This window comes from Floridaenema fluviatile BLCC-F154 (genome assembly GCF_041929135.1).
Lineage (GTDB): Bacteria > Cyanobacteriota > Cyanobacteriia > Cyanobacteriales > Aerosakkonemataceae > Floridanema > Floridanema fluviatile.
The window spans coordinates 68,563-83,193 of sequence record NZ_JBHFNS010000055.1; the positions used below are offsets into that span (position 1 = coordinate 68,563).

General features: G+C 39.5%; 11 protein-coding genes. 3 read left to right on the top strand and 8 right to left on the bottom strand.

The window, feature by feature from the left end; translation table 11 throughout:
• Positions 1 to 74: 74 nt before the first annotated feature.
• Entirely contained in the window at positions 75 to 1,235 is a 1,161-nt protein-coding gene (locus ACE1B6_RS13235) for a CO2 hydration protein (RefSeq protein WP_413257705.1), read from the top strand.
• Positions 1,236 to 1,271: 36 nt separating this feature from the next.
• On the opposite strand, the gene nagB is transcribed toward ACE1B6_RS13235, so the two are convergent.
• From nagB to ACE1B6_RS13260, 5 genes are all read right to left on the bottom strand, one after another.
• Positions 1,272 to 2,072, bottom strand: coding sequence for a glucosamine-6-phosphate deaminase (gene nagB / locus ACE1B6_RS13240; protein WP_413257706.1), 801 nt, complete (start codon positions 2,070 to 2,072; stop codon positions 1,272 to 1,274).
• An 82-nt stretch (positions 2,073 to 2,154) separates the two neighbouring features.
• Positions 2,155 to 3,015 (bottom strand): hypothetical protein, encoded by an 861-nt coding sequence (locus tag ACE1B6_RS13245; protein WP_413257707.1) that lies wholly within the window; start codon positions 3,013 to 3,015, stop codon positions 2,155 to 2,157.
• A gap of 65 nt (positions 3,016 to 3,080) precedes the next feature.
• Positions 3,081 to 4,685, bottom strand: a complete 1,605-nt coding sequence (locus tag ACE1B6_RS13250) for a GldG family protein (protein WP_413257708.1) — start codon at positions 4,683 to 4,685, stop codon at positions 3,081 to 3,083.
• A 32-nt stretch (positions 4,686 to 4,717) separates the two neighbouring features.
• Entirely contained in the window at positions 4,718 to 5,527 is an 810-nt protein-coding gene (locus ACE1B6_RS13255) for an ABC transporter permease (RefSeq protein WP_413257709.1), read from the bottom strand.
• A 1-nt stretch (position 5,528) separates the two neighbouring features.
• Complete coding sequence (locus ACE1B6_RS13260; RefSeq protein WP_413257710.1) at positions 5,529 to 6,701, bottom strand: ABC transporter ATP-binding protein; 1,173 nt, start codon at positions 6,699 to 6,701, stop codon at positions 5,529 to 5,531.
• 320 nt (positions 6,702 to 7,021) lie between these two features.
• On the opposite strand from ACE1B6_RS13260, the gene ACE1B6_RS13265 reads away from it, so the two are divergent.
• Positions 7,022 to 7,759, top strand: a complete 738-nt coding sequence (locus ACE1B6_RS13265) for a hypothetical protein (protein ID WP_413257711.1) — start codon at positions 7,022 to 7,024, stop codon at positions 7,757 to 7,759.
• A 140-nt stretch (positions 7,760 to 7,899) separates the two neighbouring features.
• On the opposite strand, the gene ACE1B6_RS13270 is transcribed toward ACE1B6_RS13265, so the two are convergent.
• Together ACE1B6_RS13270 and ACE1B6_RS13275 are read right to left on the bottom strand one after the other, a co-directional pair.
• Positions 7,900 to 8,460, bottom strand: coding sequence for a phycobiliprotein lyase (locus tag ACE1B6_RS13270; RefSeq protein WP_413257712.1), 561 nt, complete (start codon positions 8,458 to 8,460; stop codon positions 7,900 to 7,902).
• Between the two features lie 193 nt (positions 8,461 to 8,653).
• Complete coding sequence (locus tag ACE1B6_RS13275) at positions 8,654 to 9,316, bottom strand: HEAT repeat domain-containing protein (protein ID WP_413257713.1); 663 nt, start codon at positions 9,314 to 9,316, stop codon at positions 8,654 to 8,656.
• Between the two features lie 442 nt (positions 9,317 to 9,758).
• Between ACE1B6_RS13275 and ACE1B6_RS13280 the strand changes: the two genes are divergently transcribed.
• Positions 9,759 to 12,836 (top strand): sensor histidine kinase, encoded by a 3,078-nt coding sequence (locus tag ACE1B6_RS13280; RefSeq protein ID WP_413257714.1) that lies wholly within the window; start codon positions 9,759 to 9,761, stop codon positions 12,834 to 12,836.
• A gap of 53 nt (positions 12,837 to 12,889) precedes the next feature.
• On the opposite strand, the gene ACE1B6_RS13285 is transcribed toward ACE1B6_RS13280, so the two are convergent.
• Entirely contained in the window at positions 12,890 to 14,335 is a 1,446-nt protein-coding gene (locus ACE1B6_RS13285) for an MFS transporter (protein ID WP_413257715.1), read from the bottom strand.
• Positions 14,336 to 14,631: the final 296 nt, after the last annotated feature.

Consider the following 14,631-nt stretch of genomic DNA (forward strand, 5'->3'; position numbering starts at 1 on the left):
TCAGAAGGCTTATTTCGGCTTTCTCTCCTTTGTTTGTTTAATAAAAATATCTTTTAAATATTCAGGAGTTAAACATGAAAACTACCAGTGTAAAAACTAAAATCCATCCATTAACAGCCTACATAGATCGGTTGAAATCGGGTGATGCTTTATTGGTAGATACACCGGAAAATGTATTGGAAGTTGTCGGGATTCTCAAGAGTTATGGTGTAGTGTTAGATGCTTATCAAAAAAATCTTATTTACATTGCAGAAAATCAATTTTTAGTACTTTTTCCCTTTTTTAAATACTTCGATGGCGACATCAATTTCAGTAAATTATTGCGGCATTGGTGGCATGACAGAATAAATTTTGAATATGCCGAATATTGTATGAAAACGATGATGTGGCATGGTGGAGGAGGGTTAGATAAATATTTAGATACTCCCGAATTTGAAGAAAGGGCAAGAAGGGCAATAGAAGCAAAGATTAAAACTAATTTGCCGATTCGATTAGTCGATCGCTTATTCCCCGAATTCTTACTAGAACAAGTGCGCCAACAAGCTTATTACAGCGCCTTGGGGCAATTTTGGTACGTAATGGCAGAGATTTTTCTCACCATGTCCGATCTTTACGATCGAGGTAAAATTACCAGCATTCCCGAAGTAGTAGATCACATTTTAAAAGGTTTAGTAGCCTCAGCAAATAAACCAATTACCTACGCAGTTACTATTGACAAACAAGTATACGAAATTATTCCGAAATCGGTAGGTTTAACCTTCTTGATGGATACAGCAGTTCCTTATGTAGAAGCCGTTTTCTTTCGGGGAACACCTTTTCCGGGAACTGTTTCTTATAATGCCCAAGCTTATCAAATTTCCCCAGATCAAAGTAGATTTGAATATGGGGCTTTATATGCCGATCCTTTACCCATTGGCGGCGCAGGAATACCGCCAACTTTGTTAATGCAAGATATGCGGCATTTTCTCCCAGATTACTTGCATGAAGTTTACCAAAAAACCAAGCGGAAAGAAGACGATCTGCGAGTACAAATTTGTATCACTTTCCAAAAATCAATGTTTTGTGTCACCACAGCAGCAATTTTAGGTTTGGCACCTTATCCTCTAGATACAACCGATATCACAGAACAAAAAGCGAATCAAAAATATTTAGAAAGTTGGATGGATCGATTTTTAACCTCTCGTTTAATGGTGGCTAATAGCGATCCAAAAGCCTCTTTATACAACCCGAAATAATCTAGTCCGTTGTAAACACTTCAGTGTTTCAATGTTTCAATTAAAAGTAGGGTTATCCCTTTCTAATTCTTGGAAATATTTAACTGTTTTCACCTTCAATTCCAAAGTTGCATCTTCATCACAAACAATGATGCTGCGAGGGTGTAATTGTAATGCGGAAACAGTCCAAAAATGATTTACGCCTTGTTCGATCGCGTGGTGAAGGGCGATCGCTTTATGATAACCTTGAACTAAAATCATCACTTCAAAAGCGTCTAAAATCGTCCCTACACCCACCGTCAAAGCAGATTTCGGTACTTGGTTGATATCTTGACCAAAAAATCGCGCATTTGCCAACAAAGTGCTGTAAGTCAAAGTTTTTAAACGAGTGCGAGATTCTAAAGAAGAACCAGGTTCATTAAAAGCAATATGTCCATCTTCACCCATTCCCCCAATAAATAATTCAATCCCACCAAATGCTTTAATATTATCCTCATAACTTTGACATTCTGCGGGAATATCTTCAGCATTTCCGTTAAGAATATGAATGTTTCCTCTAGGAATATCAATATGATTAAAAAAGTTTTGATACATATAATAGTGGTAACTTTGGGGATGATCTTCCGGTAAACCAACATATTCGTCCATGTTAAAAGTCACCACATTTTGAAAACTCAAATCCCCTTGGCGGTGAAATTCAATTAACTTTTGGTACATTTTTAAAGGTGTACTTCCTGTAGGTAAACCAAGGACAAAAGGTTTATCTGCTGTAGGTTGAAATTTATTGATGCGTTGTTTTACATAATTTGCTGACCAATTAGCCACACCTTCGGGAGATTCACAAATAATTAATTGCATTGTTAATTACCTAATTACATCTGTGTTTATCTACCCAGATCCCCGACTTCTTCAAGAAGTAAGGGATCTAGATTCAGCTTAATTAATTTTCTTTCTTTCTTTCTTGACTGGGTTTTTCTTCTGTTGCTGGAGGTGTTTCTTTTTTCGATTCTTCTTTTGATGTTTCAGGTGTGGGAGTTGGTTGAATTTCTGGTTGTTTCCATTCGGATAATGGACGATTTACCGCACTTTGAAAGTTGATTGGTACTAACAGGATATCTAAGGGTTTTGTTAATTGTGTGGGTGGATCGGATAAGGCGTACAAAGCTGTATTGTTATAGTTGAGATTACCCAAGATTAGTTGATGTTTTTTACCGTTATTTAAACTGATTTCTACAGTTGCTAAGGGTTTATCTAAACCATCTTCTATGCGAGGATCGGCGATTATACGATCGCCTTTTCCCGTAGCTAATTCATTGAGTAAAAAGGCGACGTAAGCCTCATTTGCTGGAGTTTCAGTTAATAATTTTAGTCCACCTTTTGCATCAGGCATTAATTCCCAAAAAGCTAAGGCTAAATCTTCGGGAAGTTCAGTTTGTTGGCGAGATCTTCTCCTTCTCGGTGTTTCTGATGATTCCGATGTTTTCGTTTCTGTATCTTTGGTTTCTGATGATTCTGGTGTTTTAGTTTCCGCTATTTGATACTTTTCTAGTAATTTTACTGTCCACTTAGGCGAGTTAGAATTACTACTTGCTTGCGGTTTTACTCGATCGAACTGTAGTTTATATTCTTTGGTTTTTAAAACTACACTTTGGACATCTTTTTCTTCAAAAGAAAAGACGCGATTTTCCCGGAGTTTTGCTGCTTCTCTTCTGGGTTTACCTTCGACTTCCCAAATATAAACTATTCCGCCAAACATTAAGGCAATTAACATCAAAATTAAAGTAGATTTTTGAAATTTCATTCTACATTCTATCTCCTGATTTTTGACTGCATTCAAGTTATTTGATTAAGCCAAATTCCCTAAAACTAACGTCGCCGCCACCAGAGAAAACCAGCTGTTACTAAACCCAGAAATGGCACAATAATTATGGACAACCAAGCTAATAAACTGGCTTGTAAAACTGTCATGTTAATCCGGCGATTTTTTTGTTCTTTGGGACTAATGGAAAGTAGTCGATCGTCCTGTTGACTCAACCAACTAATTGAGTTTACAAATACATCTCCGTTGATTTGCTGGGAGAACAAACCATTAGTGGCAAAATCAGTATTTCCTAATACCACCATGCGAGTTTCTTGAGTTTGTTTATCTGATTTATTTTCTTGATTTGGAGTTGGAGATGCTTGAGGTGTTGTTGTTTCTATTGGTCGAGTTAAAGCAATTCCTAAAATTAATGGTCCTTGTCGATCGCTTTCGGCATTAAATTCTATTTGATCTGGGTTACTTTCGGCCCAAGTTTGTTCGGAAGTTAACAGTAAAGGTGTTGTTTTTACATTTTCGATAACTTTGACTACATCGATCGCTCTAGCCGAGGGATAAAATGAATAACGATTTTGAAAATCTTGGGTAATTGGGTGATTACCATAACTACTAACTAAAACAGCTGTTGGTCCCAAACCTCTAACTTGAAACTCGGAAGCATTAACGACTATGCGATCGTCAATGCCAATTCCCCAATCTTGTAAAATTGGTTCTAAACCCTTAATATCACTTTTTTGGTCAACCGTTATTAGTAAATTTCCGCCGCGTTTTTGATACTCTTTTATAGCCGTTACTTCTTCCTCAAAAAGTGCTTGTTGCGGCGCAGCTATTACCACTAAATTAGCATCTTTGGGAATTTCTTTAGTTTCGGCTAACTTTAAAGGTTCAACTTGAAAACTTTTATCTTTTAAAGTTTGTGCCGCCTCCGATAAACCACCTTCAGTAGTTTCTAAAGACCTTTCTCCATGACCTTGTAAAAAGTATGCTTTGGCAGTGCGATCGCTGGTAAATTGTTGAATAGCATCACTGATTGTTTGTTCGGAAAGCGGTTCAGTTTCTCTGACTTTTTGTAAAAACTTTCGTCGATCGCCAAATTCTAAATAAACCTCACCTAACTCTTGAGCACCAAACTTTTTCGCCAGTCCTGGGTTAGTATTCGGATCGACATATTCAAAATTAAAATTACCTCCTTGACGGCGATAATTTTCCAACAATTCTTTATCTTGAGGATACTGAATTCTGTCAAAAATCCACACCTTAAGAGGTTTATTCAAATTTCTGACTAATTGTTGGCTTGCTGGTGATAAAGTAAATAAATTATTTTCTGTTAAATCTAACCGATAATCGTAGCGAGTTCCCAAAAAGTTAATTAACCCCAAAATTACCACAAATGCTAACATAGCAAATGCCGCATTAGTTCCGGCTTGGGTGGAACGTTTACCCCAAAATGCTTGGGTTGGCGAAGTTAAATCGTTGCCTCCTTGCAATATTAACCAAATGCCAATCAGCACAATTCCAGTAATTATTAATCCTAAACTTATGGGTTCCCAATTGCCAATTACTGCCATTGCCGACAAACCCATAAATAGCAGGAATAACCCCACCAGCAAAAGGTATTTGGTATATTTCTTACTAAATTTGAAGGTTTTCATTTGCTGCTAATTTTGGTAAATTGGATAATTTTTTAGGATCTTTGGAAACGGAATGTATCTACTGACTGAGCAGTTAAGAATATTCCTAATATGATGTAACTAGCAAATAAAATTAAGCTACTACTATCAAAAATTCCTTGCACTAAAATACTAAAATGTTTCAACAAAGATAAATGAGTTAAAGCTGCACCAACTGGCCCACTGATACTTTTACCAATTAAGTCTAAAATCCACAATGACATAATCAAGACAAAGGTAAAAACTGCGGCTAATAAAGTACTATCTGTCAGGGAAGAAATGAACATTCCCAAGGATAAAACGCTGGCAGCAAGTAAAATTAATGCCAAAAATCCCATGAATGGTACAATTGGTTGAACTGGGGGAGTGGCGCTGCTAAAAGCGATCGCCTCATACAACCACAAAGGCGAAATCATAAAAATAAAAAATGTCAGTGCTCCTAACAATTTTCCCACCGCTACCGACCAATTAGTAATTGGCGAAGTTGCCAACAATTCCAAAGTTCCCCGTTTGCGTTCTTCCGCATAAAGACCCATCGAAAGCATCGGTAACACAAACAAAGCTAGGGAACTCATAACATTCCCCAAAAATAACTGTTGAAAAGTGTAAGTTATATCCACAGGCGGCGCATTTGCTGCCAATTGTTGATCGCGAAAAGCAACTTGAGCAATTAAACCTTGTTGGGGATCGAGGAGAATATAAACAAAGAATAGCCCAGAAATAATCCAGAACACACAGGCGATCGCGTATGCCAAAGGAGAAGCAAAATAACTTTGCAATTCTCGGCGATAAATAGCCATAATATTCGCAAAAATCACCTGCATTTTAAGCTTCCTCCTCCTCTTTTTCCGCCTCTTCCCTCACCATTTCTGAATCAGCAACTTCGGTTTTTTCCAACTCTAATTCATTGACTTGATTTGATGGAGCAAAATCAGCAACCTCTGCCTGATTTTCTGACTCTAATTCACTAACTAAAGATGGCTCATCTACTGGATTTTCCAACTCTGGATTTTCTCCGATTTCGCTTTCAACTTCCGTGCTACTAATTTTCTCAGTAGTCGTTAATTTCAAGAAAACTTCTTCCAAACTGGCACGAGTTCGACGCATTTCATACAAACCCAAACCAGACCCAACTAAAGCCGCTGCAATTTCCTTGCCAATTTCCTCTCCTGGTTCTGAAACTACGCGATAAAGACCGTGATTTTCTGGTAAAAACATTCCGCTACTTACTGGCAAAGATTCTACCAAACTTACTCCCGAAAGCAAGCGCAACCTTTGTAAAACTTCTTCAGAATCTCCGGCAATTTCCAACTCGTAACCCGTACCGCCAACTAAATTCGCCTCTAAATTTTCCGGTGTATTAGTAGCGACAATTTGACCGCGATTAATAATAGTGACTCGGCTGCAAGTCATACTCACTTCCGGCAAAATGTGAGTAGAAAGAATAATCGTGTGACTACCAGCCAAACTTTTAATTAAATTCCGCATTTCGATAATTTGTCGCGGATCTAAACCCACAGTTGGTTCATCTAAAATTAAAGCAGGTGGGTCATGAACGATCGCTTGAGCAATCCCCACTCGCTGGCGAAAACCCTTAGAAAGCTTGCGAATTAAAACCTTACGTTTTTCCTCAATATTGCACCGTTTCAGGGCTGAATTTACTTTATCAGCGCGATCGCCCGCCGGAACACCCTTAATCCGCGACACAAAATAAAGAAACCCCTCCACCGTCATATCAGGATACAGCGGCGGCAACTCCGGCAAATAACCAATCCTTTGCCGCACCGCCATCGAATCCTCATGAACATCATACCCAGCAATCCTTGCCGTCCCACTCGTCGCAGGTAAATATCCCGCCAAAATCCGCATTGTAGTGGTTTTTCCGGCTCCATTTGGCCCCAAAAACCCCACAATTTCTCCCGGTTCTACCGCAAAAGAGACATCCTGGATAGCTGGGGATGAGCCATAGATTTTGGTCAAATTCTCCACTTCAATCATTTAACCTTACTCCAGGAAGTTGCCAATCCCGTTTACACTAACTATCGTTTGCACAAACCAAATTAAACTAAAAACGGCTTGAGCATTGTACAACGATCGCATATCCTCCTTGACAAACTTTAAGGCGATTCTGTGGCAGGCAAATGGCAATTATATGTCAATTACTTGACATTGTTGCCACTGAAACTTAAAACAGTTATCACCTTAATCAAAAGAAGGAACCACCGAAAAACCTATTCTACAAGATTAGGCTGGATACTTTAGGGTGCAACTGATTCTCAACCCCGATTCATTTTTTAACCAAACCTAACTAATAGCTAATGAGCGAACAAGGCAAAAGCTCTATAAGAATTAACAATGACGCAGCAGCAAGAGTAGCAGCTTGGCTGTTAGCTAACTACTATTTTGACTTAAGGGGCTACGAACCCTGTGAGCTAGTGGAAAGCTGGCTGAACCATTACCCAGGTAATTGGTTACGTCTAGCGGTAATTGAAGCACTTTACCAAGGACGCTACAAAGCGGTTTCTGTGGAGCAAATATTAAATATTTGGCACAGGCGCAACCAAGCCCTTTATCATTTCAACTATGAATTTGAAAGCTTAATTTGCAGCAAATTGCCCTCAGAACTGACACAAATGTTTTCGTCGGGTGTCAGCAACACCGCTGCTTCTGTGACATCATCCCCGGAACCTCAATCTACCAATTCTGATTCCGACTTGGAAACAACAGAAAAATCTGCCCCTATTTCCCATCCTTTTCAGGCTTTTGCCCAATCTTCCTCATCTTCAGGAACACTAAATCTCTCGCCCCCAGAAACCCAGGAAGATCAACTTGATTTACCTACGACTGCGACTGAACCCCCGCAGACAAGTGATTTGGACGAACAGTACCAAACCACAACCGAAGCTACTTCTACTAGTCAAGAATTTACTGATGATGATTCTAGTTATAGCGATCGCACCACCCAAACCTACCCCTTCCCCGACTTATTCACCAAACTCAAAGCCCTAGCCCTCCAGCACCAAGCACTCATTAACCAGCAACACCCAGAAATATGAGCAGAGGGGCAGGGGGGCAGGGGGGCAGAGGAGCAAGAAAACTTATTAACTCAAAACTCAAAACTAAAACTCAAAACTTCCCCAGTCCCCAGTCCCCCAGTCCCCCAGTCCCCCAGTCCCCCAGTCCCCCAGTCCCCCTGTTAACTCTTCGCTTCCGCTGCATTAGCAGCAGCGGGGGCACTTGTACCGCCTAAGCGAATTTCCGAGCAAAAAGAAGCCATGCTGAAGCCGCCGAAGCGTTTTAAAATGCTAGTGCGAAGGCGTAAGTTAGGGCTAGCAAACCAAATACGTTCTTCAGAATACATAGTTTCATACTCGGTAATCAGCGTCATTGCGCCATCACTACCCATAACGTAGCGCCCAGCAACTCCGGCTTTTTCCGCATAACCGACATCGCGCAATAATTTGCCCTCACCTGGTTTATCGGGGTCGGGAATTGGTACTAACACAGAGGAACCAGCGTGTTTTTCTTCATCCCACTCCATTGTGCCGTCCCAACTGACTCTCGCACCACCCCAAGTTAAATTAGGGTCGATTTCATACTGTTTGCAAAGTTCGAGCACTTCTGGATCGTCCGCTGGTAGCATTTCAATTCTGATGTCTGATTTGCCACTTTCTGATTGTTTGAATGCCAAATGGTGACTGGTGCGCTGAGAAAACCACTTACCCGCACTCATTTCAAAGAATTCTTTAATGTCCATGAATCAAATTAACTTGCGCTTTTTTACCTGGTAATGTTAATCTTAAGCGATTTGTTGGGCGAAAATTTCACAGAAAACAGGGAATAGGGGACTGGGGACTGGGGACTGGGGACTGGGGACTGGGGAAGTTTTGAGTTTTAGTTTTGATTTAAAGAGTTCTCTTGCACCCCTACCCCTCTACCCCTCTGCCTTTCTAGGCTAACTGTTGCAAAGAAAGAGTTGCAGCTTGAGAAACTTGGGAGTTAGGGTCTTTTTCCAGATATTTTAGTGCGGGAATACTCTTAGGATGGGGAAGATGACCTAATGCTTCGGCTAATCTTTGCCTTACCAGCCAATCTGGAGATTGAGCAAATTCCAAGATTTGTTCGACTGCTTGTGTGGCTTTGATTTCTCCTAAAGCTGCGATCGCTGCCTGTTGCAATACCACTTCTTCAGATTCTAGTGCCTGAACTAAAATTTCGTAAGCCCGCGGATCTTTCAGGTTTCCCAGCGAAACTGCGGCACTAAAACGCACTAACCAATCTGTGTCTTCGTAAAAAGCACGGGAAAGCGGTTCAAATGCTCTTAGGTCTTCTAAATAACCTAACGCACCCGCGGCATCGGCACGAATTCCGTAGTCGGGATCGGTTTCCAGTAATTTTACTAGGATCGGATAACATTCTTCAGTTTGCTTTATGCCTAGTGCAAATACTGCCATTGAGCGAATTTGCAGATTTTCATCGTCCAAAACTTTTTTAATTAAGGGTACGGCTTCGATCGCTGGTATATCCCGCAAAGACGCTAAAGCCAGCATTCGATCGCGGGAAGAATCACTATCAAGCTGAGCCGAAATTTCTTCTAGTCTAGAATTACTCATGTTTCTGAAATTCTTCTTTACATTTTGTAATATAACTTATTTATCACATGACTTATGCTATGAACCAACAGAGAGTTAGCAGTGAGAAACTGAGAAATGGCGATCTTAGTTTTACCGATCGGGCAATTTCAGCAAAAATAAGGATCATTTCAGGTTCAAGACGTTAAATTTAGCAATACAGTTTTGAATTAGCCAAAATCCTTAATTTAGCTTTTCAGATCGCCTAAATCTATTTCCTAATTAAAATAAACATAAGGAGTAAGAGTAGCAACCAGCCTTTAGTGTTTTTCAGGGAAACTACGATTGACAATTGTAAAGTCAGTGCCTGGTGAATAGACGTAAAGAGGGAAATGTTAATATTTCTAATATTGTTAGGTCTATTCTGATTTGATGGCACTCCTTAGATGAGGATAATCTAAGTCAGAGGACAAAGTATTTAGATATGGAATCAGAAGGAATTAATAGCTTATATGAACATCGCTTCGATCGACCAGTAGATCAAGCACAAGCAACCTTACCCATTCTATGGGCGGAACAAATGCAGCCCCAAGCAGAAATGGATCTTAACTTCCGTGCCTCACTACTAACTCATATCAATTGTGCCATTATTGCTACAAATTCTGCTGGTAGCATTACCTATTGGAACCGCTATGCAGAAATCTTATATCAATGGACAGCCTTAGAAGCCAAGGGGAAAAACTTATATGAATTGATGTTAGCAGAAGGAGTGGAGCAGCAAGCACAAGAAATAATCGAACAATTATTAAGAGTTGGTTGTTGGAAAGGGGAACTTTTTGCCAAAAAACAAGATGGTAGTAAATTTTGGGTAGAGGTAACTATTTCCCCAATTAAGGATCAAAAAGGCGAAGTTAAAGGCTTTGTGGGAGTTTTCAGTGATGCCACAGAACGTCATCAAGTAAAAGAGGCATTGCGACAAAGTGAAACTACTACCGAAATTCTATTTCATGCGATCCCTGATGCCATGTTTTGTATTCACAAAGATGGCACAATTTTAGATTTTAAAACTGCTAAAAAGGTGGCGGAAGAATTGTCTGCAAGCGGTATAGTAGGCAAAAATATCTCCGAAATTCTGCCAGAGAAATTTTATAAACAGGCGATATATAACATTAAAGAAGCTCTGGCTACAGGAGAAATTAAATTATTTGAATATGCGCTGGTTAGAAAAGGCAATAATTGCGATTTTGAGGCGCGAATTATTAAAAGTAGAGATGATGAAGTTTTGGCAATTATTCGGGATATTACAGAACGCAAAGCTGCTAATGAACAGTTAGCAAAAAGTGAGGATCGTTACCGCATTGTCTCTGAGTTAATTTCCGATTTCGCTTACGCTGCGAAGATAGATAGGTACAGTAATTTTAAAATTGATTGGATGACAGGGGCAGTGAGTCGGATTACAGGATATAGTTGTCAGGAAATGGCAAATCAGGGAGGATGGCAAAGTTTTATTCATCCCGAAGATTTGCCCAGGTATGTAGCAAAGATTCAAAATTTGCTGTGTTGGCAATCAGATATCAGTGAATATCGAATTATTACTAAAGAAGCGGAAATTCGTTGGTTGCGCGATTATAGACAACCAGTTTATTGTGATGATGAAGCGCGATCGCTAGTGATTTACGGTGCAGCCCAAGATATTACCGAACGGAAACAAGCAGAGGAAGCATTACGCCAACAAACAGAAAGAGAAAGACTGCTGGGAATGATTCATGAGAGAATTCGCCAGTCTTTGAAAATAGATGAAATTTTAGGGCAAGCAGTAGGGGAAGTTCGCAGCTTTTTGCAAGTAGAAAGAGTCACTATTTACCAGGTGGATGCCAATGGAGATGGGCAATTTGTTGTAGAATCAGCTGGCGAAAATTGTTCATCAATAATCGGTTTACCCTTCAAAGATGAATGTTTTAAAACGAAGTATGCGGAGAAATATCGTCAAGGATATGTCTCGGCTACTGATGATGTTTACCAAGCGAATCTTTCTCCTTGCCACATAAAAATGTTAGAGGAGTTAAATATTCGTGCTAATTTAATTGTCCCGATCGTATTTAACAATAAATTATGGGGCTTGTTATGCGCTCATCATTGTACAGAAGCTAGACATTGGCAACCATTTGAAATCGAATCTTTGCAACAGTTGGCGGTGAAAATCGCGATCGCGATCGAACAATCAGAACTCTATCAACAAATCAAAACCCTGAACGAAGAACTAGAATTACAAGTCCAAGAACGCACCGCCGAATTACAAAAAGCTTTAGAAATTGAAGCGTCTTTAAAGCGAATTACGGATAAAGTTCGCGATAGCTTAGATGAAAATCAAATCTTACAAACAGCAGTCAGAGAATTAGCGATTGGACTGGGCATGAATTCCTGCAATGCTTCTGTATATGATTTAGAAAAGGGCACATCTACCATTTGTTTTGAGCACGTAATTTGTGGCCCACAATACAAAGGAAGAGTAGCACAAATGGCTAATTTTCCTGAATTATACCACAATCAGTTATTGCAAAAACAGTACTTCCAATTTTGTTCAATTCCGATCAATCCTGAGAGAGGACGAGTGGCAATGTTAGCTTGTCCAATAGTAGATAATCAAGGAGTATTGGGAGATTTATGGTTAGTTAATCACCATGATTATGGTTTTAGCGACTTAGAAATACGCTTGGTACAACAAGTAGCAAATCAATGTGCGATCGCCATTCGCCAAGCCAGACTTTACCAAGCAGCCCAAAGCCAAGTCGAAGAATTAGCCAAACTAAATCAACTCAAAGACGACTTTTTAAGCACAGTTTCCCATGAATTGCGAACCCCAATGGCGAACATGAAAATGGCAATTCAAATGCTGAAAATTGCCCCACCAGGCGATCGCCAACAACGTTACTTACAAATTTTGCAATCAGAATGTAACCGGGAAACCGAACTAATTAATGATTTATTAGACTTGCAAAGATTAGAAGCCGCATCCTATCCAATTTCCTTAGAAGAAGCGATTAATATTCCCGAATGGCTACCAGGAATTGTCGAACCATTTATGAGTCGTACCCAGGAAAGAGGTCAAATTTTGCAAACAAAAATGGCATCTGACTTACCGCCATTAATTACCGATCGCGCAGGCTTAGCCAGAATAGTCGCCGAACTCCTAAATAACGCTTGCAAATACACAACTTCTGGCGGCAAAATCCTCCTAAATATTGAGCAAGAACAGGTAAATATTAATTTAACAACAGAATCAGAAACCGACCAAGAATGTATAGAATTTCCCATAACTGAAACTTCTGTTACAGAAATTATTTCCTTTACTGTAACCAACCAAGCAGAAATTCCCGCCGAAGAATTACCCAACGTCTTTAAAAAGTTTTATCGAGTACCAAAAACCGATCTTTGGAAACAAGGCGGAACGGGATTAGGACTTGCTTTAGTGAAAAAATTAGTAGAACAAATGGATGGAAATATTGACGTAGAAAGTAAAGCAGGATGGACGACTTTCTACGTCAAACTACCAATTAGATAGTTCGTAGTAGAGTATTGTGAAAACGATTAAACTCGATACAACGAACCGAAATTTTAATCTCTATTCCCTAACTTTCTCTCTCTAAGTTTCAGCAAAATTTCAGCATGAACTTCGCGAGTAATTGGGTAAAAATAAGTTAAAATTAACCCAAAAATTAAAGCGATCGTAGGTAAAGGACCGATCGCAAATCGAATCGCAAACAAAACTGAATCCGGTTGAATGGGTGGAGGATTATTAGCTATTGGTTTGAGATATCCCGCCCAATCTAAACTTTTTAAAACTAAGAAAACTGCGATCGCCAAACAAACCTTTTGCAACAACACCACAAAACTATAATAAATTCCCTCTCGACGTTGCCCAGTTTTTAATTCATCCAATTCAATCACATCAGGTAACATAGACCAAGGAATTAAATAAGCAGTAGAAACCCCAAAACCAGCCATTACTGCTAACACAAACATTAAAGTTACTTGATCGGGTTGGAGGAAAAATAAACCAGCTTGGGCAATAATCCATAAACCCATGCCCATAAAATAAACGCCTCTTTTCCCGACTCGTTTACTAACAGCACTCCACACATATAACATTGCCAAAGCAGTTCCTTGAACAGCGAGAATTACTTGGGCGGTAACAGCATCAGGCAACCGCATCCAAGAAACTACAAAATAAGGAATAATTGCCGCTGTTAATTGCACACCTAACCAAGAACAAAGATAAATACCAATTACATATAAAAACGGTACATTAGTTAAAACTACTTTTAATTGTTGCCACAAAGGTACAGTAACAGCTTCTTCAACTTCTGGATGTTGGGAAGCTACAGCAAAAACCCGATCGCGAACTCCCCAAACACACAAATAAATTGGGATTACCGAAATGATGGCACAAACCAAACCAACAATTAAAAATTGCTGAACGCGATCGTTAGGAAATAACGCCGCAATAATTGCCACAATAATAACTGAAACAATACTGCCCCCGATCGAAAAACCAAAGCGAAAACTATTTAACTGAGTGCGTTCATCATAATCCAAAGTTAACTCAGGAGTTAACGCTGTATAAGGTAGATTAACTACTGTATAAAACGCATTAAACACAATCGAAACTATTACGTAATACCAAAACAGCGCCCACTGATTCCCACCATTATTCCAACCAAAAGGCACAATCCACTGTAAAAAGAACCCAATCCCAAACGGAATTGCCCCATAAATCATCCAAGGCAAACGCCTACCCCATCTTGACTGAGTTCTATCACTAAGTACCCCCACAATTGGATCGTTAATCGCATCCCAAATTTTACCAACTAACAACACCCAACCCGCCAAACCAGGATTTAAACCAGCCACATCAGTTAAAAAATAGGCAGTATAAAATACCCCAATATTAGCCGTAATCGCCGCACCCATATCACCCGCACCAAAAGCAAGCTTAGTACTGAGATTTAGCTTTTCATTATCAGGCGTATCATTGGTAAAATTATCAGATGGGTTGTGCATCACTTAATGGCTCTAAACAGCTAAACTTTGGCAGATTTAAAAGTATGGCAAAAAGCGATTCAATTCGTCAAGTCAAGCACACTTAAGTTATTTGTATTATTGTAGATTGTAGGGTACGTTACCTTCCCGCTAACAGACCATCCCTAATATTTATCGTTATTGCTGAAAATGCTGAAAAAAGGTAGATTATTGCGCTTCAGAGTTAATATTTTACTATCTCAAACAATACCGAATGCAGAATAATTGTTAACTTAAAAATAAATTTTTAGGTATGTTATCCCGATTTGGACAATCGC

Coding starts and splice junctions, on each gene's coding strand:
- ACE1B6_RS13235 (WP_413257705.1), top strand. CDS start 75: ATGAAAACTACCAGTGTAAAAACTAAAATCCATCCATTAACAGCCTAC.
- nagB (WP_413257706.1), bottom strand. CDS start 2,072: ATGCAATTAATTATTTGTGAATCTCCCGAAGGTGTGGCTAATTGGTCA.
- ACE1B6_RS13245 (WP_413257707.1), bottom strand. CDS start 3,015: ATGAAATTTCAAAAATCTACTTTAATTTTGATGTTAATTGCCTTAATG.
- ACE1B6_RS13250 (WP_413257708.1), bottom strand. CDS start 4,685: ATGAAAACCTTCAAATTTAGTAAGAAATATACCAAATACCTTTTGCTG.
- ACE1B6_RS13255 (WP_413257709.1), bottom strand. CDS start 5,527: ATGCAGGTGATTTTTGCGAATATTATGGCTATTTATCGCCGAGAATTG.
- ACE1B6_RS13260 (WP_413257710.1), bottom strand. CDS start 6,701: ATGATTGAAGTGGAGAATTTGACCAAAATCTATGGCTCATCCCCAGCT.
- ACE1B6_RS13265 (WP_413257711.1), top strand. CDS start 7,022: ATGAGCGAACAAGGCAAAAGCTCTATAAGAATTAACAATGACGCAGCA.
- ACE1B6_RS13270 (WP_413257712.1), bottom strand. CDS start 8,460: ATGGACATTAAAGAATTCTTTGAAATGAGTGCGGGTAAGTGGTTTTCT.
- ACE1B6_RS13275 (WP_413257713.1), bottom strand. CDS start 9,316: ATGAGTAATTCTAGACTAGAAGAAATTTCGGCTCAGCTTGATAGTGAT.
- ACE1B6_RS13280 (WP_413257714.1), top strand. CDS start 9,759: ATGGAATCAGAAGGAATTAATAGCTTATATGAACATCGCTTCGATCGA.
- ACE1B6_RS13285 (WP_413257715.1), bottom strand. CDS start 14,335: ATGCACAACCCATCTGATAATTTTACCAATGATACGCCTGATAATGAA.